Below are 22,770 nucleotides of genomic sequence, written 5' to 3'. Positions count from 1 at the left end.
CTCATGACCGCGGCGCAGCCGTCGAACCGCGCACGCTCAACGCGATTTCGAGATACTCCTGAACAGGGTCGGCCTGCGGGGTGAGGATGGCGTTGACGGCGCGCCGGCCGAGTTCTTTTATCGGCTGGCTGATGGTGGTCAGGGGCGGCTCGGAGACCGCGGCTTCGGGCACGCCGTCAAAGCCGACAACCGAGACATCGCCCGGAACCCCATACCCGTGATCGCGCAACCAGGCCATCGCCTCCAAGGCGATCCTGTCCGATTGGGCCAGAATGGCGGTGGGCTTTTCTTTGAGGGAAAAAATGTGCTCGAGCCCGGCCGCGACCGTCTCGGGCTCGTTGAGCGTATTGTAGATCGGCACGGTCGCAAGATCGATGCCGGCGCTGGCCAGGATCTCGAAATAGCCTTTGAGGCGCTCGCGCGGCGCGGGATAGATCGCGGCCTCCACATCCGCCAGGTCGGCAGGTCCCGCTCTGCCGTCTTGGAATTCGAGCGCGAGAACGGCGAACCGCCTGTGCCCGAGATCGACCAGATGACGGGCCGCAAGCCGTGCACCCGCGACATTGTCGATCCCGATGATGGAGATGGAGGTGTCGGTTTCGCCAAAGGCCAGCGCAACGAAGGGCAGTTTGCGTTCGAGCGAATGGGCAATCAGCTTGTCGGCGCCCACAAGGCAGAACAGGATGAACCCATCGACAAGCGCGCTGTGCATGTTCCAGGCGAGAGCTTCTTCCGAGACGGCCGAAACCAGCGAGATGCCAGTGCCGCTGGCGTCGCACGCCTCGGTTATCCCCTGCATGAGGGTCCGCGCGAACGGGTCCTCGAAAAAATAGCCGAGCGGTTCGGACGTGGCCACGCCAATCGCATTGACCTTGCCGGCCCGCAACAGCCGCCCCTTGGGGTCAGGCCCGCCATAGCCAAGCCTTTCCGCAGCCATTCTGACCTGCTCGCGCACTTCGGCGCGCACAAGCTGGGGCCTGTTAAAGACATTGGACACCGTCCCTTGCGAGACCCCGGCGGCTTTTGCCACATCGGACAATCTGGCGCCTTTGCCCTCACCCATTCATCACCCTTCACGCTCCACGATCTGTTCCAACCACTATCGCGTATGGATTGAACCGATTCAAGTTTTGCTTGACTCGAAGTCATGCAGCATCCAGTTTTGAATCGATTCATTGTGTCTGTCGAAGGGATATCAAATGGCGATTCCCAACCTTGCCAAGCTTCTGACGCCCCATATCCGGCTGCCGCTCAAGCCATTGCGCGTTCCTGCACCCGATTTTGGTTTCATTGCAAAATGGATAGACCGTCAAAAGCACCTGTTCGAATTGGCCCGCCTGGCGCGCCATGATCCAAGAATCCTCGAGGATGCCGGACTCGACCCCGAAGAGGTGCACGACGCGCTCAAGGGCACCTGGCATGAGGTCAGCACCCACCAACGCCCTCACGATGGGCTTTAGACGAAGGTTTCGACGACCGTGATTACGGTAGGCGGCAAGGCGCTAACGGCTGCTCAAGGGGATTTGGGAGGCTTAACTGGCGATAGGGCGCGCGGTGCTGTTCCCTCTCGCACCGCTCTCATCCCGGCCCTGAGCCGGGATGAGAGCGCGGTGGTAAACGGCCGGCGCTAGCCCAGTTTCGCGATGATCGCGTCGCCCATTTCGCCGGTCGTGACCTTGCGAGCTCCGGTCTGCATGATGTCGCCGGTGCGCAAACCGTCCTCGAGAACGTCGGAAATCGCCGTTTCCAGTTTGGTCGCCAGATCGACCATGCCGAACGAATAGCGCAGCGCCATGGCGAAAGAGGCAAACATGGCGATGGGGTTGGCGACGCCCTGCCCGGCGATATCGGGGGCCGAGCCGTGCACGGGTTCATAAAGCGCCTTGCGCTTGCCGGTTACCGGATCGGGTGCGCCCAACGAAGCCGAGGGCAGCATGCCCAGCGAGCCGGTCAGCATGGCGGCGGCGTCCGAAAGGATGTCGCCGAACAAATTGTCGGTGACCATCACGTCGAACTGTTTTGGATTGCGTACAAGCTGCATCGCCGCATTGTCGGCCAAGATGTGGTGCAGATCGATTTCGGGATAGTCCTTGCCGGCCTGCTTGACCACCTCGTCCCAAAGGACGCCCGACTTCATGACGTTCTTCTTGTCGGCCGAATGGACCTTCTTGCCGCGCGTCATGGCCAGATCGAAAGCGACGCGCGCGATGCGGTCGATCTCGTAGCTTTCATAAACCTGGGTATCGATGGCGCGCTTCTGGCCATTGCCCAGATCGGTAATTTTTTTGGGTTCACCGAAATAGACCCCGCCGGTCAACTCGCGCACGATCAGGATATCGAGCCCTTCGACCAGTTCCTTTTTGAGCGAGGAGGCATCGGCCAGCGCCGAATAGCAGATGGCGGGACGCAGATTGGCAAACAGGCCCAGATCCTTGCGCAGGCGCAAAAGCCCCGCCTCGGGGCGCACATCATAGGGCACATCGTCCCATTTCGGCCCGCCCACAGCGCCAAAGATCACCGCATCTGCAGCCAGCGCCTTTTCCATGTCCGCCTCGGAAATCGCCACCCCATGCGCATCATAGGCGCAACCGCCGACAAGGCCGCTCTCATATGAAAAATCGGTCGCGCCGGTCCCGTTGAGATGGGCAATGAGCTTTTCGACCTCGGCCATGATCTCAGTGCCGATGCCGTCGCCGGGGAGGAGGAAGAGGGTGTTGGAGGCCATGGTGATCCTTGTCAGGCAGAATGCGGCGCAAGCCGCTTTTGGAAGAAAAGCCGGCGTGAGCCCGCCGGGTGGTCATTGATCGTTCCGAACGGCGTGAATCCGAGCTTGACGTAAAACTCCGGCGCCTGAAACGCAAAGGTATCGAGCCATATGCCCGTCAGGTTCTGTTCACGCGCCCAGCGTTCCGCGCGAGCCATGAGTTCGACACCATAGCCCTGACCGCGCAGGCTTTCTGGAACGGCGAGCAGATTGATAAACAGCCATTCATAGATGGCATTTCCGATCAGACCGCCAATCACCGCTTCAGTCTGCGAATCCTTGAGCAGGAAGCCGATCCGCCGCACATTGGCGCCCGGACGGGCTTTCTCGGAAGCCTCGGCGAGCGGCGCGAGAACGGCATCGACGTCGTCTTGCGCTGGATCGGGCTTGAAAACGATCTCCATCCCTATCCTCGCCTCCCCGCCAACGCAGTGCGCGCAATGCGCGCCTAAACCCAGGGGCGGTTTTCGGCCATCTTGCCTTCGTACCCCGCGATTGAATCATCCCTTTTCAGCGTCATGGCGATATCGTCGAGCCCTTCGAGCAGGATGTGCTTGCGGCCCGGGTCGATATCGAAAGTGATGGTGCCGCCATCGGGGCCGGAGATCGTCTGGTTTTCCAGATCGACGGTCAGCGTGGCGTTCGAGCCGCGATCGGCATCGTCGAGCAGCAGGTCGAGCTGTTGGGGGGTAACCACGATGGGCAGGATGCCGTTCTTGAAGCAGTTGTTGTAGAAAATATCGGCAAAGCTTGTGGAGATCACGCAACGAATGCCGAAATCGAGCAGCGCCCAGGGCGCGTGTTCTCGCGAGGAACCACAGCCGAAATTGTCGCCGGCGATGACGATTTTCGACTCGCGATAGGCGGGCTTGTTGAGAACGAAATCTGCCTTTTCGCTGCCATCCTCATTGTAGCGCATCTCGGCGAACAGCGCGGTACCCAGACCGGTGCGCTTGATGGTCTTGAGGTATTGTTTGGGAATAATCATGTCGGTGTCGATATTGATGATCGGCATGGGCGCGGCAACACCCGTCAATGTCGTGAACTTGTCCATGACTTTTTCTCCCACAGGGCGCCGGTCTGTCGCGCAACGCGCAACCGTACCCGGCGGTACGATTTGGCTTGTCTGTCTCTAATGCAATCGCGCGCGCTTGCCAAGCAGGCTCGGGCCATTGCACGGGCCAAGGCCGCAAAGTATGGTGCGCGCCAGATTTTGACCAAAGGATAAAAGATGACGCCGCACAATCATGCCAATCCCGGCGATTATGCCGAAGCGGTGCTGCTGCCCGGCGACCCGCTGCGTGCCAAATGGATCGCCGAGACGTTTCTCGAAGACGCAAAACTCGTCAATTCGGTGCGCAATTGCCTGGGCTTTACCGGCACCTGGAACGGCAAGCCCGTTTCGGTGCAGGCGACCGGCATGGGCCAGCCTTCGACAGCGATTTATGTGCATGAGCTTTTGAACACCTATGGCGTCAAGACCATGATCCGCGTGGGCACATGCGGCGGGCTCAACACCAAGGTGAAAGTGCGCGACGTGGTGATCGGGGCCTCGGCGGCCACCGATTCAACGATCGTTACGGGCGCGTTCGGAAACTACAATTATGCACCCGCCGCCGATTTTTCCCTGCTGCGGGCCGCTGACGACGCGGCGCGAGCCAAGGGCAAGACAGTGCATGTGGGCGGGATCGTTTCGTCCGACATCTTCTATCACCCCTCCGGGCTGGAGGCTTACAGCAAGCTGATCGAGCATGGCGTGCTGGGCGTCGAGATGGAAGCGGCAACGCTTTATACGCTGGCCGCCCGGTTCGGGGCGAAAGCGCTGACCATCTGCACGATGACCGATTGCCTGATCACCGGCGACGAGATCGACGCAGAGGCAAGGCAGACGTCGCTGAGCGATATGGTGGAGATTGCGCTGGACGTGGCGGTGGGGGCGTAAGGAGAGGAAGGCCCCCTCACCCAGCGCTTGCGTGAGAGGGTTAGGACGGGCAGGCAGCGCTCGGCTGGTTTTTCAGCGTGAGTGAGGCCGGACGAAGCGAAGCTGAGGAGTTTTGCCTGACCCGCTTTGCGGGGCAAATCGATCCGGTGGATCGATTTGAAGGCGGAACGCCCAAGCGAGCTATGCTCGCGGGCTGGGGCCAACTTTTTGGCCGCGCCGTCGCAGGCGCAGCGGGGGGCATAGTGCGGTTTTAACGCCTCATGCCCGCAGCGGTGCGCGCCGTGAGACCGAATTAATGCCTGAAATGGCGCATGCCGGTGAACACCATGGCCAGACCCGCCTTGTCGGCGGCGGCGATGACCTCTTCGTCGCGCACCGACCCGCCCGGCTGGATGACGGCGGTGGCGCCCGCTTCGACAAGCGCTTCGAGCCCGTCGGCGAAGGGGAAGAAGGCATCGGACGCAACGACCGAGCCTTCTGTCAAGGCGCCCTTTTCCTTGGCGGCCTTGGCGGCATCCTTTGATTTCTTGTGCGCGATCCGGGCCGAATCGACGCGGGACATCTGCCCGGCCCCGATACCGACCGTGGCGCCGTCCTTGACATAGACGATGGCGTTGGACTTGACGTGCTTGGCGACCTTGGCCGCGACCAGCAGATCGGCCATTTCGGCTTCGGTCGGCGCGCGCTTGGTGACGATTTTGAGCTCGCAATCATCGGCGTTCTGGTTGTCGCGAGTCTGAACCAGAAGGCCCCCGGCAACCGAGCGGACGGTGAGCCCTTCGGCCTTGGCATCGGGCAGGCAGTCGGTGACCAGCAGGCGCAGGTTTTTCTTGGATTCGATGATCGAGATGGCGTCGTCGGTGGCGCCGGGGGCGATGATCACTTCGGTGAAGAGCTTGACGATCTCGATCGCTGCCGCCTCGTCGAGCGGACGGTTGAGCGCCACGATGCCGCCAAAGGCCGAGACCGGATCGCATTTGAGCGCCGCCTGATAGGCTTCGACAAGCGTTCTGCCCTGCCCCACACCGCACGGATTGGCGTGCTTGATAATGGCGACGCCGGCGGCGTGCTCGGGATCGAATTCAGCGACCAGCTCGAACGCGGCGTCGGTATCGTTGATGTTGTTGAACGAGAGCTGCTTGCCCTGGATCTGGGTGGCAGTGGCAACGCCGGGGCGGTTGGAGCCATCGGCATAGAACGCCGCCCATTGGTGCGGGTTTTCCCCATAGCGCATCACTTCGCGCAATTTACCCGAAAAGCACCGCCAGGTGAGATCGGGCAGATCGAGGGTTTTGGCGAACCAGTTGGAAACCCCCGCATCGTATGCCGCGGTGCGCGCATAGGCCTTGGCGGCATATTTCTGGCGCGCGTCATAGGCGACTTCGCCGCGCTCCTTGAGGGCAGCCAGCACGTCGCGGTAGTCGTCGGGGTCGACGATGACGGTGACATCGCCATGGTTCTTGGCGGCGGCACGGATCATGGCGGGGCCGCCGATGTCGATGTTTTCGATAACTTCATCATAATCGCCGCCCTTGGCGACGGTCTGGGCGAAAGGATAAAGGTTCACGACCAAAAGATCGATGGGCGAGATGTCATGAATGCGCATGGCCGATTTGTGCGCGTCGTTGCCGCGGATGCCCAGAAGACCCCCATGCACCTTGGGGTGGAGCGTCTTGACCCGCCCGTCCATGATTTCGGGAAACCCGGTCACCTCGGAAATGTCGATCACCGGCAGCCCGGCCTCGGCGAGCGCCTTGCGGGTGCCGCCGGTCGAAACGATCTCAACGCCGAGCGCCACCAGCGAGGTTGCAAATTCGATGATGCCGGTCTTGTCGGAGACCGAGAGCAGCGCCCGTTTGACCTTGGTTGCACAAGCATGAGCCATGGGAAGTCCTGCGCTTTTTTGTTGAGAGGGGAAAGATGGGCGCGGGCCTATCACGGTTTTCCTCAAACGGGAATAGGCCCCGGCACTAGCTCTGCCGCGTGAAAACCCAGGCAATGTCGGTATCGGAGCGGGCCGGGCCGTGCAGGACAATCTGTCGCGTGCGGTTGAGCCCGAAATAGGCCGAATGGCGCACGCTGTCGTCGATATCGGCTTCGGCCCCTTCCCACAGGAACGCCCAGACCTCACCATTGCGATAGGTGAGCCTGAAAAACGCTTCCCCGCTCGAGCGCTCCAACGCCACGCCGGGGGCGAGATGGAAGCGGATGGTGAAGGCGCCCTGCTGGCGGGAGCGGTTCCCCGCCGCAACGAACCGGTCCTGCCCCACAAGCGTCTGCCCGCCGCCCATCAGGGTGAGGCGCCGGACGATATCGAGCCCGTAGCGGTCACGATAGGCGCCAGTGGTCAACTCAAGGGTGTTTTCGGCCTCGTCAAGCGACATCAGCGGCTCCGGGCCGCGCCGGCGCAGGGCGTTGCCCGCCATCGACCCGCCCCCGACCCGCGCGCTCGACATGTCGTCGATGGTCGGCGCGCTGTGGGCGGATGTGTGGCGGAACAGATTGCCGCTGTCGGACAAGCCGGCCGGTGCCGGGCCGCAATTGCCCACCACCAGCGTCGAACCGGACGCATATTCGAAACTGAGGCCCCCCGCATGGGCGTCGCGGGCGAAAGGGAGCGGCGGGACCAGCCCGCAATCGGCAATCAGCTTGCTCGGACCGTCCACAAGAATGCCATAGCCACCGCACAGGCTCGAGCCTGAACTGCGCACGCCCGATTGGGCGGTGATGGCAAGGACCAGCTCGACCGGCACCTGGCCGCAGCCATTGGCATAGACCGGCTCGCGCGTGCCCAGTACCAGCTTTTCGAGCGCCCGGTGCATGGCTTCGATCCGCAGCCCGATGGCAGCCGACATGTGGCCGTGCCGCTGGCCGAGGGCCTGATTGACTGGGATGATCTCGGAAAGGATCTGGATCTGGGTGAAGGGATTGCGGTTTTTCACCAGCCCGTCATCGCCAAGCACGGTTGCAAGCAGAGCCCCAAGCCCGTCCACATGGGCGACAAGGTCCTTTGGCTCCTCGCTTTCGCTCAATGCAGCCCCGACCAGCGCGATTTCCACCATCAGCCGCGTGACCGGCCCGTAAACCAGCGGCGCGCGCACCTTGAGCGATTGCACCTGGATCGAAAGCGAGCGCAGGATCGCCCGGGACTGATCTGGCGTTGCGCCGTCAAACAGCAGCGAGAGCGATTTGAGCCAGTTGAGCACCCGCCGCGCCGTGATGAACAGGTCCCAGGCCTCGGCCTCGAACGCGCCGAACCGGGCGATCCAGTCGAGCACCAGCGTGCGGGCAAAGGCCCGCTGGCCGGGGTCGGTGACAGCGGAAAAATGGCGCAGCCAGCCAAAGCCGTGCAGATCGGCAAACCAGTCGTCGAAATCGCTTTCGACGGCAAAGGGCGAGGTGCCGCCGGTTTCCACCATGCGGCCCGAGAGCAGATATTTGCCCTCCATCATCTCGACAATGGTCTGGGAGTCGGCCGGCCGGAATTCGGCCAGGCGGGGAACGAAACGGATTTCGCCCGCTCCCGACCACGTCCAGGAAAACAGGGGATTGGTCACGCACCGGTCGGCAATACCCATGCCGCCGCGCTTGAGACCGAAACGCAAAACTTCAAACACGCCCATACACGAACCCTACTCGCGGGCCAGATTGTACCATCAACTTGGCGTTAACCACAGGGCTTGAGCCGCACTTTGCCGCCATTTCAGACCGGCTTTCTGATGAAGCGAGCGATGAAAAAGCCATCGAGTGCGCCGCCAACCCCGTTGGGCAGCGCCATGGCCGGCGTGAGCCGCACAGCGCCCTGGGGCGTGAGGGGCGTATCCCAGCCGTCAAGTTCGCTGGCAGCGATCGCAGACGGCTCGAGTTCGGGCAAGCTCGATTGCACCCAGGCTAGTTGATCTTCACCCTCGCCGCGCTCGAGCGAGCACACGCAATAGATGAGCCGCCCGCCCGGCTTGAGAAGCGCGGTGGCGTGGGCCAGCATTTTGCGCTGCAAAGCCACGCGCTCGGCAATGCCCTGGGCGTTGCGGTGCAACAGCACCTCGGGGTGACGGCGGAACGTGCCCGTGGCCGAACAGGGAGCATCGAGCAATACGGCATCGAAAACCGGCCCCGGCGCGTAATCGAGAGCGTCGGCGACAACGATCTCCGCGTTCAGCTCGAGGCGGTCGAGATTGGCCCGGACGCGGGCCATGCGGTCGGCCGAAATATCGAGCGCGGTAACCCTGGCCCCTGCGGAGGCCAATTGAGCGGTCTTGCCGCCCGGCGCGGCGCAGAGATCGAGAATGGCTTCGCCGGCGCCAGCGTTCAAAAGCCGGGCGGGCAAAGCGGCGGAAACATCCTGCACCCACCATTTTCCCTCTGCAAAGCCGGCAAGATCGGCCACCGCCGCATCGCGTTCTGCAAGGCGCACGGTCTCACCGAGCACGGGCTGGCCGCCCAGGACGGCAATCAGATCGGGATCGGGGGATTTGAGCGTCAGATCGAGCGGCGGGGACTGGATGAGGATTTCGGCAAAGCGCGCCACGGCATCGGCGCCATAGGTGCCGGCCCATTGCGCGGCCAGCCAGCCGGGAATCAGGGTATCGCCATCGAGCGCCTGGAACTGTTCGCTCTGGCGTTGCACCGAACGCAACACGCCATTGACCAGCTTGTCGAACCGACCGGCCCGCTTGTCGGCCCGCGCCGATTCGACACCCAGATGGATGGCCGAATGGGCAGCGATATCGTCGAGCCACAACAATTGCGCGATGGCTATACGCAGAACCGCTTCCAAAATGCCGGCCCGCTGGGGAACGCCCTTGGCGAGCACCTCTTTAAAAACGGCATCGATCTGTCCATGATGGCGCAGGGCGATGGTCACCATGCGGTTGGCCAGCGCCCGGTCGCGGCTTTGGGCCAGCCGGTCCGGCCCGATGGGGGCGAACGGCTTGCCCTCCAGGACCGATTTGAGATGAAAAGCGGCCTCAAGCCGAAGCTTGAGGCCAGGCAGATCGCGTGTTTCGTTCAAACTTTTTTCGCCTAAATTTGGGTGTGTGGGGCTTCAGGTCAGGGCGGACCGAATCCCCCCTACACCTTATCCCCAGGGACCCGACGGTTTGTCATCATCCGAGCGCGGCCGGGTGCCGGGCGTGCGCCAGTTCTGACCGGGCCGGACTTTGGCCTCGATGGGGTTTACCCTCTGGCGCGGCGTTTGACCACCACCACCGCCCCGCACGCTCGACGCGATCTCGGTCAGTGCCTTGATGCGGTTTTCCACATTGGGGTGCGTGGAAAACAGATTGTCCATGCGGGCACCCGAGAGCGGGTTGGAGATATACATATGCGCCATGGCCGGCGCCCGTTGGGCCGCCTCGTTGACCGTGCGTTTTGACAGCGAGGAAATCTTTTCAAGCGCGCTGGCCAGCGCCATGGGATCGCCGCAGATTTCAGCACCGTCCTTGTCGGCCTCGTATTCACGTGTGCGCGAAACCGCCATCTGCACGAGCATGGCGGCGATGGGGGCCAGTATGACCATGGCGATGACACCGACAAACCCAAGCGGGTTGTTGTTGTCGCGCGCGCCCCCGAAGAACAGGCCGAACTGGGCGAGCATGGAAATGGCACCCGCCAGCGTGGCCGTGACGGTCATGGTCAGCGTGTCGCGGTTCTTGATATGGGCCAATTCGTGCGCGATCACCGCCGCGACCTCGCGGCTGTCGAGATATTTGACAAGGCCCGAGGACACCGCGACCACCGCCCTGTCCGGGCTGCGGCCCGTGGCGAACGCGTTGGGCTGATCGGTTGCAATGAGATAAAGCTTTGGCATGGGCAGACCGGCATTGTCGGCCAACCGCCGGGTCATCTGATAAAGATCGGGCGCCGAGCGCGGATCGATCTCTTTGGCGCCCTGCATCGAGAGCACCATCTTGTCCGAATTCCAGTATGCAAAGGCGTTGGTGCCCAGCGCAAACAGGAACGCAAGGGCCATGCCGCCGGTCCCGCCGATCATATAACCAACACCCATGAACAGCGCGGTCATGCCGGCAAGCAAAATCGTCGTGCGCAGAGCATTCATCATTGTGGTCAGGCTTTCCTCAGCCGGTTGTGATGATTATATGATGGGAACGGGCGGGCCCCTGCACAAGTGGCCCGATGTCTAAACTCTTCGTCATCAAGGTGGTTTCGAAAAAATGCGCGAAGCGCCAAAAGCCAAACGCCCCGATCCCGCAATCGCCAGACGCGCCCTCGAGGAAGCGAAAAAGCGCCGCGCCGAGATCGACGCCAGGACCTCGAACGCGCCGCGCGAAGTCGATGGCCGCGGCGGGCTCGATCCGGCCCGCTACGGCGACTGGGAAATCAAGGGCATTTCCTCGGACTTCTGACGGCGGGACACCCCGCCGTCACCGGCCTTAACCCATAAGCCCGATCACCACGCCCTGGACAGCCATCACGCCCAAAAGATAGCCGCCATCGATGACGGCCAGCGACCAGCTGGACCCCTGATAGCGGTGGTTGAGGATCATCGAGGTGAGCATGAACCCGGCCCACACATGGATGCCCACAACAACCGCGGACGCCACTGTCACCTCACCCATGATGGCCGGGGTAAAAAGGGCCAGAAAATAGGCCATCACCAGCTGCATTACGGCGCCCCAGATAAAGGGCGTGGCCTGCCCGCCCGAGCCGGACATGATCTGTTCGGTGGTCTTGCCGGTGGCGGCAATCCATTGCCTGGACAAGACCATGTACCAGGCGGCGCCCAGAGCCATTGAGGCAATCATGGCCAAAAGCACGGCCAGCCAGTTCACATTGAGATAATCCATCCCTTTTCTCCCCTCTCAAAAACCGGTCCGGACCCGCTCTCTTCGAATCGGACCGAGGGAAGTGTGCGCCAAAACGCCGCAGCGGTAAATCAGGCCTCAACGCCTCCCAGCTTGCAGATGAATGCCCATTCCGCCTCGGAAACCGGCTGGACCGAGAGGCGCGAATTGTTGACCAGCACCATGCTTTCAAGCTCGGGCGCGGCCTTGATCTCGTCGAGCGTCACCGCACGCTTGAAGGGTTTGACCGCCTCGATATCCACGCATTCCCAGCGCGGGTCGTCGGTGGTGGAATCGTGATGGATTTCATTGGCGACGCGCACGATCCCCACCACGGCCTTTTCCTTGACCGAATGATAGAAAAAGCCCAGATCGCCCTTCTTCATCTCGCGCATATTGTTGCGCGCCTGATAGTTGCGCACCCCGCCCCATTCTTCCGGGCCGCTCTTTTTGACCTGATCGTCCCAGCCCCAGGTTTCCGGTTCGGATTTGAAAAGCCAGTATGCCATCTTCAAATGGTCTCCGGCCGGTTGATGACCCAGTTCCAGGGGCGGACGACGACGCGCTCGAACAGGCCGGCCTCGGCATAAGGATCGCTGGCAACGAGCGCCTCGGCAGCGGCCTGATTTTCAGCCTTAACGATCATCAGCGAGCCGGTCGCCTTGCCCTCGGCGTCGAGAAACGGGCCGGCCAGCACCATAGAGGCGGCGTTATCGTCCCAGAACTGGAGATGGGCCGGGCGCGTCGCAAGGCGCGTTTCCAGATGGTCGTTCTTGTCGAGTGCGGTGACCGCAAACATCATCGTCATGTCATTCTTCCCGTTTGAGTGGTCGTCTCATCAGCATGGGCACGATGGCCTCGATCCGGGCCCGGCCTGAAATCAAAAGGTCCACGGCGCCCACCAGCGGCGCATCTATGGCGTCCCGTTCGGCCACGGCCCTGGCGACAGGGGTGGTAAACAGGCCCTCGGCCAACCCCATGCCCGCAGCCGCAATATCATCGACAGAGCGGCCCTGCCCCAGCGCCACGCCAAAACGGTAGTTGCGCGATTGGCTCGACGTGCAGCTCAGAGCCAGATCGCCGATACCGGCGAGACCCGAAAGCGTCGCTTCGCTGCCGCCCATCGCCGCGATTATGCGGCCCAGTTCCGCATAGGCCCGGGCCAGAAAGGCCGAGCGGGCGGAAAGACCCAACCCGGCGCCCTCGATGGCGCCGGCGCCGAGCGCATAGACATTCTTAAGCGCGCCGCACATTTCCACCCCGACAATATCGCCGCTGGCATAGGGGCGGAAACTGTCCGAGGCCAAAAGCGCCCCGATCGCCTCGGCGCGCTCGATGGTCGGCCCGGCCAAAGTAACCGCCGTGGGCTTTCCCGCCGCCACGTCATGGGCAAAGCTCGGGCCGGAAAGAACGAAGGGCTCCGCAGCCGGGGCGAGTTCGGTAAGGATCTGGCTCTGGCGGTCGTTGGTCGCCATCTCCAGACCCTTGGCGCACAGGATCACCGGCTTGCCGGCCAGCGCTTCGGGGCCGATCGCAGCAAGTGTGGCGCGGGTCGCCTGGGCAGGCACCACCATGAGAATGGCGTCGGCCTCTTCGATCCCCGAAATTCCGGTCTGGGCCTTGAGATAAGGATCAAGGCCGATGGCGCCGAGATAGGATTTCAGCGTATGGGCGGAATTGATTTCATCGATGGCGGCCGGGTCGCGGCCGACCAGCACGACATCATTGCCGGCCAGCCGGGCGGCCTGTGCCAGAGCGGTGCCCCAGGCCCCCGCGCCGATGACGAAGATCTTAGCGCTCACGCCGCACCCCGCCCCAGTTCATCGAGCGGCCAGCGCGGGCGGGCCGCCACCTCGAACCCGTCGACAAGCCCCAGGGCCAACCGTTCGGCCCCCGCCCAGGCGATCATCGCGCCATTGTCGGTGCACAAAGCAGGCGGCGGGATGACCAGATGCGCGCCGGTCTGGGCCGCGACCTCGCGCAGAGCGGTGCCGATTGCCTTGTTGGCGGCAACGCCACCGGCCACCACATAGATGGGAGCGATGTCGGGATTTTCGGTTGTGAGGCGCTCAAGCGCCTGTCTTGAGCGGACGGCAACGATATCGGTGACGGCGGCCTGAAAGCTGGCGCACAGATCGGCAATATCGGTGTCGGTGACCGGCGCCACCGATTCGGCGGCCAGCCGCAGGGCGGTCTTGAGCCCCGAAAAGGAAAAATCGAGGCGTTTTTCCCTCAGCAAGGGGCGCGGCAGATCGAATCGGGCTGGATCGCCGTTTGCGGCCGCCTTTTCGACCTCCGGGCCACCGGGATAGCCCAGACCCAGGAGCTTTGCCGCCTTGTCGAAGGCCTCTCCCAGCGCGTCGTCGATGGTCGAACCCCAGCGCTCATAATCGCCGACACCCCTGACCAGAACGATCTGGGAATGCCCGCCTGACACGAGCAGCATCAGATAGGGGAATTTGACTTCGTCGGTCAGCCGGGCGGTCAGCGCGTGGCCCTCGAGATGGTTGACGGCAACCAGGGGCTTGCCGCTCGCGGCGGCCAGTGCCTTGCCGGTGGTCAGCCCCACGAGCACGCCGCCGATCAGCCCCGGACCGGCCGTGGCGGCGATGGCATCGACCTGTGAGAGATCCATTCGGGCCTCTTCGAGCGCGCGCGAAATGATGGCATCGAGATGGACGACATGGGCGCGGGCCGCCAACTCGGGCACCACCCCGCCAAAGGCCTTGTGCTCGTCGATCTGGCTACGCACGATATTGGAAACGATCTCGCCGCGCCCGTCCGGGTGGCGCCGGACGATGGCTGCCGCGGTTTCGTCGCAGCTGGTCTCGATCCCCAAAACGAAAACATCGTTATCCATTGCGGCGATCTGGTCTCTGGCAAAAACGTGTGGTCTGATGGCACAAGCGGATCGCAACCCGCGTTCGGCGCGTTAGCTTCTTGTTCTTTTAAGCGCGCACATCTGTGACACCTGCGAGGCCATATTGCAATCTTTGACGTCCACCCCCGTTTTCACCATCGGCACACGCGGTTCGCCCCTTGCGGTCCGGCAGGCCGAGGAGGTCCGCGACCGTCTGGTCGCCATCAACGGGCTGGAGCCTGACGCCATCGCGATAAAGGTCATCAAGACCAGCGGCGACATCATTTTGGACCGCCCGCTCTCTGAAGTGGGCGGCAAGGGGCTGTTCACCAAGGAGATCGAAAAGGCGCTGGCCGATAGCGAGATCGATATCGCCGTCCATTCGGCCAAGGACGTGGCGACCGAAATCGACCCCCTGTTCGCCCTGCCCGCTTTTCTGCCGCGCGAGGATGTGCGCGATGCTTTCCTGTCCCTCATCGCCAAGAGCCCTGACCATCTGCCCGAGGGCGCGGTGATCGGCTCGTCCTCCCTGCGTCGTCGCGCGCAGATGAAGCGGTTCCGGCCCGATTTCCGGACGGTCGAATTTCGCGGCAATGTGCAGACGCGGCTCAAAAAGCTCGCTGACGGCGTGGCCGATGCAACGCTTCTTGCCCTGGCCGGGCTCAACCGGCTGGGCGAGGCGCACCGGGTGACCCATACGCTCGATGTCGCCCATTTCCCCCCCGCTCCGGCCCAAGGGGCGATCGTTATCGAAACCCGCGCCGAGGACGGGGCGGCCAACCAGCTGGTCGAAGTGCTTGACGATGCCGATACCCGCAAGCGGGTGGAAGCGGAACGGGCCTTCCTCAAGGTGCTCGACGGTTCATGCCGCACCCCGATTGCTGCACTAACGACCCTAGATGAGGGCAGGCTGACCCTGTTCGGGCAGATCCTTTCGCCCGACGGCGCGGAAGTTTACGAAAACGAGATCGCCGGTGACGCCGATCAGGGGCGCGATCTGGGGACCCGGCTGGGCGAAAAGCTGCTGACCGCCGCCGGGCCGGATTTTATCGAACGGCTCAAGCAGGGCCAGTATGGCTGATCGGCGCAGCGTTCTCGTGACCCGGCCAAGGGCCGATGCCGAGCGGACCGCCGCCGGGCTGGCGGCGCTGGGGCTGGACCCGATTATCGCGCCGATGCTCGAAGAGCGCTTCACCGGCGTCGCGCTTCCCGATGCGACCGGATTTGCCGCAATCGCGCTCACATCGGCCAATGGGGTGCGGGCGCTGGCCGCGCACCCGCAGGGCGAGGAATTCTCGGCGCTCCGGGTCTACGCCGTGGGCGAACACACGGCCGCCGAGGCGCGGGCCGCCGGGTTCGACCATGTCTCGGCTGCCGAGGGCACCCTGCATGACCTCTCCCGGACGATCATCGCCGACCGCCCTTCGGGAAAAATCCTCTATCCCGCAGCGCATCATCAATCGGGCGATCTGGCCGGACTGCTGGCCGAGGCGGGGCTGACCGTCGACATGCGCGTGCTCTATGAAATGCAGCCTGCCACCATGCTGCCGCCGGGTCTGGCCGAACGTCTGGGCACCGGGGCAATCGATGGTGTGGTGTTTTATTCCCGGCGCACGGCGCAGATTTTTGCCGGCCTTGTGGCGTCGCGCGACTATGGCGAGCTCAGGGGGCGTATTTATTGCCTGTGCCTGTCGGAAAACGTGGCCCAACCCCTGATCGAGAGCCATTTCCTGCGCATCGGGCTCGCCGATTACCCCTCGCATGAAGCGATGATGACGCTCGCCTTGGCTTTTGCCCGCGATCAAATCAGTCCATGATGGCCAACACGAACCCGCCCGACCCCCAAAGCAAAGAGGCTGAAATGGCCGAAAAGAAATCCGGTCCGGTCAAACCCCCGATCATCGACGCGACGGCGCGGCCTTCCGACAAGGACAGACCCGTACCCGACAGCCCGATGCCAAAGCCGGAGGACAAGGCCGCCGGAGCCGCCGGGACGGACGAAAAGCCCGCCGCCGAACCGGTGCGGGAAAAAGCGGGACCAGCCGCAGGCGCAAGCACCAGAACCTCGACCCAGCGCGACGACAAAAAACAAGCGCCCGCTGGCAGAACCGAACCGGACACCGGCGGCACACCCGAAACCGATAGGCCCGGATCCGGGCCCAGAGCGCTGCCCCTCGTGCCGCTGGCGGCAACGGCCGCAGCCGGTGCTCTGGTCGGGCTGGCTCTGGCCTATGGATTGGCCAGTTTCGGGTACTGGCCACAACAATCGGGACCGCAGCCGGACCTGTCTCAGTTCGACGCGCGCGCCACGCGGCTGGAAAACGCCATTGCATCGCGCGAAGCGGAAAACGAACAGATCGGCGAGCGCATTAACGCGCTGGAAGCCGAGATCTCGGCCATCGAACCCGCCTCGACCGAGGGACTGGCGGCGCAATCCGAACTCGACGCGCTGAGCGGGCAACTCGGTGAGCTTTCAAGCCGCATCGAGGCCATCGCCGCGGGCGCTTCGGGTGACCAGGTGAGTGAAGTCGCCGACAATTTGTCGGGCCTTTCCGCCCGGATCGACGATCTGGCCGAACGGCTTGATGCCGTTGAGCCGCAAGTGAGCGAGATCGGCCCCGAGATCGAGGCAGCGCTGAGCCGGCTCGACGATCTCGACGCGCGCATTGCCAGCCAGTCCGATTTCGAGGCCGTCGCCGCCGAACGCGACAGGGCGACCCAGCTTCCCGCCGCATTGGGGGCACTGGAAACCGCAATTGGCACGGGCCAGCCCTTTGCTGGCCAACTGGCGGGCGTTGAAACCCTGTTGCCCGATCTTGAAATTTCATCCCAGGTCCGGGCCGCCGCCAATTCCGGTGTTCCGTCAGCGAGCGCACTTTTGGCCCAATTGCGCACCGCAATCCCTGACATCCTGGCGGCGCGGCCGCGCGACGAAGCGGCTGGCTGGGCCCAGACACTGCTCGACCAGGCCGCCTCGGCCATTGCCCTGCGGCCCACCGATGGCGATACGCCGCAAGCGTTGGTCGGCCAGACCGAAGCGGCGCTGGAGGCGGGCGATCTCGAGGCGGCACGGGCTGCGTTTTCGGCCCTGCCCGCCGCCATGCAATCGGCAGCACCCCAATTCGCCCCCGCGCTCGATCGCGCCATCGCCGTCAGCGCGTTGATCGAGGCGGCCCGATCCGGCATCGCGCCAGCGGAGGCCGGCCAATGATCCGCCTTATCGTCTATCTCGTTCTCAGCCTGCTCGTCGCTTTGGGCGCCGCCTGGCTGATCGCTCTACCGGGCACCGTCGAGATCGCCTTCGGATCCTGGCGCATGAGCCCTGGCCTGGGGCTGGCGCTGTTCATCGCCATTGGCGTCATCATTGCCTCCATCCTTATCTGGGCCATAATCAGGCGCCTGATCGACGCCCCAGCCGCGCTGGCGCGCTCCACAGCGCGGCGCAAGGAAAGAGCCGGCGTCGAAGCGCTTTCGGACGGGATGATTGCCCTGCAGGCCGGAGAATTTTCCCGCGCCCGCATGCTGGCCCGCGACGCGCGCGCCAAGTTGCCCGAAAACCCCGCCGCCCAACTGCTCGAAGCCCGGGCCGAACTGGCATTGGGTGATCTGTCTTCGGCGCGCGAGCATTACAGAGCCCTGATTTCCAACGAGCGCACGGCGCTGGCCGCGCTTTCGGGGCTCTACGAGCAGGCAAGGACCCAGGAGCGAGGCAATGCGGCGATCACCTTCGCGCGCAAGGCGCTGGCCATTGCGCCCAGCCTCGACTGGGCGTCCGAAGCCGTGTTCAACGATCTGGCAACCAAGGGCGCATGGGCCGACGCGCTGGAAATGAGCGCATCGCTGCCCGCCCGCACGAGGAGCCAGAAGGCCGCCAAAAAACGCCGTCAGGGCGTGCTCGAAACCGCGCTCGCCATGGCAATCGAAGAGACCGAACCCGATACCGCCTACGATCACGCCAGCCGGGCGCTCAAATCCATACCCGATTTCGTGCCCGCCGCACTGGTGGCCGCGCGCATTCTCATCAACCGTGGCGATACGCGCCGGGCATCGGCCCTGCTGCGCAGGACGTGGCGCGCCGGCTTTCATCCCGATGCCGCAACGCTCTACGCCCACGTCAAGCCCGGCACCTCGGCACTCGAACGCCTCAAGCGCATCCGCACGCTGGTCGAATCCCCCCAAAGCCACCCCATGGCGGCCATCGTCCTGGCCCGGGCGGCGATCGATGCCTATGAGTGGAGCGTTGCCCGCAACGCGCTGGCCCCGTTTCTGGTCAAACCGACCCGCCAGATGTGCCTGTTGATGGCCGAAATCGAAGAGGGTCAGTCAGGCGATCAGGGCAAGGCCCGCGAGTGGCTGTCGCGCGCCGTCAGCGCCCCCGCCGACCCCACATGGACAGCGGACGGGATAACTTCGGACGAGTGGGCACCGGCCTCACCGGTCACCGGCCGGCTCGATGCGTTCGAGTGGAAGGTGCCCGTGCAGACCCGGGCGCCGGCAAAAACGCTTTCCAGCAGCCCCGCGAGCGAAGCTGGCGCCGTCCTGCCGGCGATTGAGGACGCCGCAACGCCAACAAAAACGCAACCATAGGCGAAAAAGCCACGCCATCAGGCCTTGCGCGTTTCGCGCGCCGAAAGTAAAAGACGCCAATTCGCCCCACCGGGCCAAGCCGCTTTAGCTCAGTTGGTAGAGCATCGCATTCGTAATGCGGAGGTCGCGTGTTCGAGTCACGCAAGCGGCACCATTTTTTCCGTGCTCTCGAAACATATTCCACGCCTTGGCATTTGCCGATTCGGACAACAACCGCATGGGAGATCAATCGTGAGTCTGTTCGATCCCAACGCCCGCGAGCGCTCCGGCGCGCACCGTCATCTCTACGCGCTCTATGAAATCTGGTACACCGCCGTCGATTTTGGCGCGGCCATCTGTTTCGTCATCGGCAGCATGCTGTTTTTCTCGGCGGCCAGCCAGACAACGGCAACCTGGTTCTTTCTGATCGGTTCACTCCTTTTCGCCGCCAAGCCCACGCTTCGGCTGGCGCGCGAACTCCATTATCTGTGGCTGGGCAAGATCGAAACACTGGCCCGGCGCCAGGACCCTTTCTAGAGCCGATTGGGCTCACTCTGCCGGCGCGAACCGCGCTTCGGCAAGGGCGGCCTGGCGGGCCGTGGGCTGGATCAGGCCCAGATAATGGGCGTCGCTGTCGGATCCGAACATCTTGTTGCGCTCGGCGGACGTCGACATAAAGAAGGGAAACCGGTCGGCAACGCGGTTGCGGATGTCACCGACCGCGGCCGCATAGAGTTTGACCGGGAAACTCATGCCCGGATACTGGCTGTAGCCGGCGATTTCACTTGACCCGAACACCCGCTTGTAAAACGCGGCATGCTCGTCGCGAACCCCGGAAAGACAGTAATCGGCATCGAAATATTCGCACGCCATGGCGGCAATCCGCAGCGTGATGAACGGCAGGGCCGGAATGGCCAGCGTTGCCTCGCGGTCTGCGGTAAAGCGTGAGGGGTCGACATAGGTCTGTCCGGCATCGAGCATGCCGCCCAGCAGCTCGGGATACATGCGCATGCACGGCGATTCCCGGTGCGCGGCGGTTGCAAAATGCAGGCGGATCGAGGAGACCAGCTCTCCGTCGATATAGACCCCGTGACACATGGCGTTGGGGGTGAAATCGAGATGGTCCGAGGCAATCCGGTCCTCGTTTGCCGCGATGCCGTCTTCGCGCCGATACGCCTCATAGCGCAGCCGGTAGACCGGATCGAACTGCTCGTCGAGCCTGACGCGGCGGTATTCCACCCGCTCGAGCATATCCATCAGACTCGTGGCAAAGCGCGAGGTCCTGGACCGCGTTTCGATATCGGCATTACCCATACCATCACCCCGAAATAGGGCAATGTTAGTAAAGTTTTAACGAAAAGCAAAAGCCCTAAGCGTCAAATCCACGGCAATGTTTACAGCTATTTGCTCACCAGCGCCGGCCGCCGCGCCTTGGCGCCGCGGGGACGGGCATCCGCCTGGTTCATGCTGGCGATCAGCTCACGGGTTTCATCGGCCGGCATGGGCCTGCCGAACAGAAAGCCTTGCACCTGATCGATCGTTGTGTGGCTGGCGATGGCTTCGAGCTGGTCTTCGGTTTCCACGCCTTCGGCAACCAGAACCAGATCGAGATCGCGGCCCAGCCGGGCCACATTGGCCATCAGCTTGAGCGAGCGTTCGCTGGTGGTGATGCCGGCGATGAAGGAGCGGTCGATCTTGAGCTTGGAGAACGCCATGCCGTGCAGATAGGAAAGCGAGGAATAGCCGGTGCCGAAATCGTCCAGCGCAATACCGATCCCGTTGGCGGCCAGCAGTTCGAGCTTTGCGGCGGCACCTTCCCTGTCTTCGATCAATGCGGTTTCTGTCACCTCGATCTCGAGCCGGCCGGGGGCAAGCCCGCTGGCCTCGAGCGCTTCGGACACATGCATGGCCAGGTCCTCGCCACGCAGATCGCGTGCCGAGACGTTGACCGCGACGGATACCGATTTGGGCCAGTTGACGCATTCGGCCGTTGCGGTCCTGAGCACCCAGCGGGTGATCGCCGAAATCTGGCCGGTTTCCTCGGCAAGCCCGATAAAGACATCGGGGGGAATCGGGCCGAGTTCGGGGTGGGTCCAGCGGGCCAGTGCCTCGCATCCGGCCACCCGGCGCGTGCCAAGATCGACAAGCGGCTGATAGAAGAGCTTGAGCTCGTCCTGGGCAATGGCTAGGGCAAGGTCGCTCTTGAGGCGCTGGCGATAGCGGAAATCGCTGTCCATTTCCGCGACAAAGGCCTGATACTGACCCTTGCCGCGCGCCTTGGCGCTGTAAAGGGCAAGATCGGCCCGGGTGATCAGCTCATCCAGACCAATATGGGGGTCAGCACTCGAGACAAAGCCGATGGAGGCATCGACGTCGGCGCGTTCCCCGCCGACCTCGAAGGGCCGCCGCAGGATCGAAAGGATCGCTTCAACCTCGGCCTGTATCGTTTCGGAATCGGTGTGCTGGGCGCGATAGATGACAAATTCGTCGCCCCCCAGCCGCGCCAGCCGTGAATTGCGGTGCATGACGGTCTGAATGCGAACAGCCGTTTCCGAAAGAACCCTGTCGCCCGCCAGATGGCCAAGCGTGTCGTTGACATGCTTGAAATCGTCGATGTCGATAATGGCTAAAAGCACCGGCTCGTCGCGGCCGATCCGCTGGCGCGAGGCGAGTTCAGCCTCGACCTGTTCGGTGAAATAGGCGCGGTTGGGCAACCCGGTCAGCCCGTCATAGCGCGCCATGAAATTGATGCGCTCCTGAGCCCGAATACGGGCGGTGACGTTTTCGAACAGCAGCACCGTGCGGTCACCGCGCGAGGAGATGGTCACCTCGCAGTGGAAATCGCCCGAGAGCTTCATGACGATCTTGCCGCCCTCCTGCTGGATGATCATGCGGTTGAGCCGGTCCGCCGTCGTTTCGGGCAGCGCCCGCTTGCCGATCGCCTCTTCGAGCAGGTCCGAGAACGAGCGCCCGACCCAGGATCCCTCGGCAATACCGGCAAAGGTCTGCTGTGCGCGGTCATTGGCCAGCGCGATGACCCCGTTCTCGTCGAGCATGCACAACCCGTGCTGCATGGTTTCGAGCGCGGTATCGAGCTGGACGGCCAGCCGCGAGGCCACGGTGCGCTCATGGACCTGGGCCAGCAGCATGCCGCGCACATCGGCCGCCAGGAACCGGAAACTGATCATCAGCGGAACCAGGAGCGCTGCCAGCGCCATATGATAGCCGTCACCCACCAGAACGAGCCCCAGGGCCATGGGCACCGAGATGGCCAGCGACTGGGATGTCACGATCCTGTCGGCCCCGAAATTGCGCGTCACGATGCCGATCATGGCCGCAATGGTCACCGAAACCGCCACAAGCACGGCAAACGGGTCGCGCACGATGACCAGCGAAACAAAACACCAGCTGCCATAGATGAAGGCCGAGATCGTGCCCTGGATCATCTGGCGGCGTTCCCAGGACTGGGCGCTGGCGCGGTCATCGGGAGCCGGGGGGTGATCCTCGAAGGCGAGCATGTTGTAGTAACGCTTGGCGGTGGAAACCACAAAGGCCAGAGCCACCGCATAAAGCAACGGCGCATCGGTCTTGATCGCCGCCATCATCACGCCCGAAATCGTCGCCGCCATGCCCACCAGCATGGCGCGTCTGTCCTTGTAGAGCGAAGCCACGATCGAGACATAATCGAGCGTTGGCAGATGTCTGGGGCCCTTTGGCATTATCCTGACCAGATTCCGAGCGTTCGGCTGGAACCACCTTGCCCGTCGGCGGTTTGCATCACGTTGACAATGTTGTGCCCACCACCTGGTTGCAGGCACGAAGTTGTTGTGTGGTA

The 22,770-nt window shown here is 63.3% G+C and carries 23 protein-coding genes and 1 tRNA gene; 9 read left to right on the top strand and 15 right to left on the bottom strand.

The genetic code is table 11. The features are described from left to right. Position 1 precedes the first annotated feature (1 nt). Positions 2-1,063, bottom strand: a complete 1,062-nt coding sequence (locus V6617_RS00980) for a LacI family DNA-binding transcriptional regulator (RefSeq protein WP_338608503.1) — start codon at positions 1,061-1,063, stop codon at positions 2-4. Positions 1,064-1,199: 136 nt separating this feature from the next. Here V6617_RS00980 and V6617_RS00975 point away from each other — a divergent pair, with 136 nt between their 5' ends. Beyond that, on the top strand, positions 1,200-1,460 hold the full coding sequence (locus V6617_RS00975) for a hypothetical protein (RefSeq protein ID WP_338608502.1): 261 nt from the start codon (positions 1,200-1,202) through the stop codon (positions 1,458-1,460). A gap of 167 nt (positions 1,461-1,627) precedes the next feature. Here V6617_RS00975 and leuB read toward each other — a convergent pair whose 3' ends face one another. The 3 genes from leuB to leuD are packed head-to-tail and all read right to left on the bottom strand — an operon-like array spanning position 1,628 to position 3,818. Beyond that, a complete protein-coding gene (gene leuB / locus V6617_RS00970) occupies positions 1,628-2,725 on the bottom strand; it encodes a 3-isopropylmalate dehydrogenase (RefSeq protein WP_338608501.1) in 1,098 nt (365 codons plus the stop codon). Positions 2,726-2,736: 11 nt separating this feature from the next. Further along, on the bottom strand, positions 2,737-3,168 hold the full coding sequence (locus V6617_RS00965) for a GNAT family N-acetyltransferase (RefSeq protein ID WP_338608500.1): 432 nt from the start codon (positions 3,166-3,168) through the stop codon (positions 2,737-2,739). A gap of 44 nt (positions 3,169-3,212) precedes the next feature. Continuing rightward, positions 3,213-3,818 carry a 3-isopropylmalate dehydratase small subunit gene (gene leuD, locus V6617_RS00960; protein ID WP_338608499.1) on the bottom strand — a complete coding sequence of 202 codons (606 nt, stop codon included), beginning with the start codon at positions 3,816-3,818 and terminating at the stop codon, positions 3,213-3,215. A 177-nt stretch (positions 3,819-3,995) separates the two neighbouring features. Between leuD and deoD the strand changes: the two genes are divergently transcribed. Continuing rightward, entirely contained in the window at positions 3,996-4,706 is a 711-nt protein-coding gene (gene deoD / locus V6617_RS00955; RefSeq protein ID WP_338608498.1) for a purine-nucleoside phosphorylase, read from the top strand. Between the two features lie 292 nt (positions 4,707-4,998). Here the strand turns inward: deoD and purH are convergent, their stop codons facing one another. The 4 genes from purH to htpX all read right to left on the bottom strand — a co-directional run bounded on the left by purH (position 4,999) and on the right by htpX (position 10,764). After that, the gene (gene purH / locus V6617_RS00950) at positions 4,999-6,591 is read right to left on the bottom strand and encodes a bifunctional phosphoribosylaminoimidazolecarboxamide formyltransferase/IMP cyclohydrolase (RefSeq protein WP_338608497.1); all 1,593 of its coding nucleotides are present in this window, start codon (positions 6,589-6,591) and stop codon (positions 4,999-5,001) included. Positions 6,592-6,676: 85 nt separating this feature from the next. Next, entirely contained in the window at positions 6,677-8,329 is a 1,653-nt protein-coding gene (locus V6617_RS00945) for a heparinase II/III family protein (protein WP_338608496.1), read from the bottom strand. Positions 8,330-8,409: 80 nt separating this feature from the next. Continuing rightward, a complete protein-coding gene (locus tag V6617_RS00940; RefSeq protein ID WP_338608495.1) occupies positions 8,410-9,717 on the bottom strand; it encodes an RsmB/NOP family class I SAM-dependent RNA methyltransferase in 1,308 nt (435 codons plus the stop codon). A gap of 66 nt (positions 9,718-9,783) precedes the next feature. Continuing rightward, positions 9,784-10,764 carry a zinc metalloprotease HtpX gene (gene htpX, locus V6617_RS00935; RefSeq protein WP_338610786.1) on the bottom strand — a complete coding sequence of 327 codons (981 nt, stop codon included), beginning with the start codon at positions 10,762-10,764 and terminating at the stop codon, positions 9,784-9,786. A gap of 115 nt (positions 10,765-10,879) precedes the next feature. Here htpX and V6617_RS00930 point away from each other — a divergent pair, with 115 nt between their 5' ends. Further along, entirely contained in the window at positions 10,880-11,071 is a 192-nt protein-coding gene (locus tag V6617_RS00930) for a DUF1674 domain-containing protein (RefSeq protein ID WP_338608494.1), read from the top strand. Positions 11,072-11,098: 27 nt separating this feature from the next. Here V6617_RS00930 and V6617_RS00925 read toward each other — a convergent pair whose 3' ends face one another. The 5 genes from V6617_RS00925 to tsaD all read right to left on the bottom strand — a co-directional run bounded on the left by V6617_RS00925 (position 11,099) and on the right by tsaD (position 14,369). Further along, positions 11,099-11,512, bottom strand: coding sequence for a DUF1761 domain-containing protein (locus V6617_RS00925; protein WP_338608493.1), 414 nt, complete (start codon positions 11,510-11,512; stop codon positions 11,099-11,101). Positions 11,513-11,601: 89 nt separating this feature from the next. Then, the gene (locus tag V6617_RS00920) at positions 11,602-12,018 is read right to left on the bottom strand and encodes an EVE domain-containing protein (protein WP_338608492.1); all 417 of its coding nucleotides are present in this window, start codon (positions 12,016-12,018) and stop codon (positions 11,602-11,604) included. Positions 12,019-12,020: 2 nt separating this feature from the next. Beyond that, entirely contained in the window at positions 12,021-12,311 is a 291-nt protein-coding gene (locus tag V6617_RS00915; RefSeq protein ID WP_338610784.1) for a YciI family protein, read from the bottom strand. Positions 12,312-12,318: 7 nt separating this feature from the next. Continuing rightward, positions 12,319-13,311, bottom strand: a complete 993-nt coding sequence (locus tag V6617_RS00910; protein WP_338608491.1) for an NAD(P)H-dependent glycerol-3-phosphate dehydrogenase — start codon at positions 13,309-13,311, stop codon at positions 12,319-12,321. Further along, positions 13,308-14,369, bottom strand: coding sequence for a tRNA (adenosine(37)-N6)-threonylcarbamoyltransferase complex transferase subunit TsaD (gene tsaD, locus V6617_RS00905; RefSeq protein ID WP_338608490.1), 1,062 nt, complete (start codon positions 14,367-14,369; stop codon positions 13,308-13,310). The genes V6617_RS00910 and tsaD overlap by 4 nt, the downstream gene beginning before the upstream one ends. Positions 14,370-14,502: 133 nt before the next feature. Here tsaD and hemC point away from each other — a divergent pair, with 133 nt between their 5' ends. The 6 genes from hemC to V6617_RS00875 all read left to right on the top strand — a co-directional run bounded on the left by hemC (position 14,503) and on the right by V6617_RS00875 (position 19,472). Continuing rightward, complete coding sequence (gene hemC, locus V6617_RS00900; RefSeq protein ID WP_338608489.1) at positions 14,503-15,450, top strand: hydroxymethylbilane synthase; 948 nt, start codon at positions 14,503-14,505, stop codon at positions 15,448-15,450. Beyond that, positions 15,443-16,186, top strand: a complete 744-nt coding sequence (locus tag V6617_RS00895; protein WP_338608488.1) for a uroporphyrinogen-III synthase — start codon at positions 15,443-15,445, stop codon at positions 16,184-16,186. The genes hemC and V6617_RS00895 overlap by 8 nt, the downstream gene beginning before the upstream one ends. A gap of 44 nt (positions 16,187-16,230) precedes the next feature. Continuing rightward, on the top strand, positions 16,231-17,580 hold the full coding sequence (locus tag V6617_RS00890) for a hypothetical protein (protein ID WP_338608487.1): 1,350 nt from the start codon (positions 16,231-16,233) through the stop codon (positions 17,578-17,580). Beyond that, the gene (locus V6617_RS00885; RefSeq protein WP_338608486.1) at positions 17,577-18,956 is read left to right on the top strand and encodes a heme biosynthesis protein HemY; all 1,380 of its coding nucleotides are present in this window, start codon (positions 17,577-17,579) and stop codon (positions 18,954-18,956) included. Before V6617_RS00890 ends, V6617_RS00885 begins: the two co-directional genes overlap by 4 nt. A gap of 78 nt (positions 18,957-19,034) precedes the next feature. Further along, a tRNA-Thr gene (locus V6617_RS00880) sits at positions 19,035-19,110 on the top strand. A gap of 77 nt (positions 19,111-19,187) precedes the next feature. Further along, a complete protein-coding gene (locus V6617_RS00875; RefSeq protein WP_338608485.1) occupies positions 19,188-19,472 on the top strand; it encodes a YrhK family protein in 285 nt (94 codons plus the stop codon). 12 nt (positions 19,473-19,484) lie between these two features. Here the strand turns inward: V6617_RS00875 and V6617_RS00870 are convergent, their stop codons facing one another. Next, on the bottom strand, positions 19,485-20,249 hold the full coding sequence (locus tag V6617_RS00870; protein WP_338608484.1) for an N-acyl amino acid synthase FeeM domain-containing protein: 765 nt from the start codon (positions 20,247-20,249) through the stop codon (positions 19,485-19,487). Between the two features lie 86 nt (positions 20,250-20,335). Further along, complete coding sequence (locus V6617_RS00865) at positions 20,336-22,654, bottom strand: putative bifunctional diguanylate cyclase/phosphodiesterase (protein ID WP_338608483.1); 2,319 nt, start codon at positions 22,652-22,654, stop codon at positions 20,336-20,338. Positions 22,655-22,770: the final 116 nt, after the last annotated feature.

Origin of the sequence: Pelagibacterium nitratireducens, from assembly GCF_037044555.1 — a bacterium.
Lineage (GTDB): Bacteria > Pseudomonadota > Alphaproteobacteria > Rhizobiales > Devosiaceae > Pelagibacterium > Pelagibacterium nitratireducens.
The sequence above is the reverse complement of the archived record's forward strand: the minus strand, read 5'-3'. Positions and strand labels throughout refer to the sequence as shown.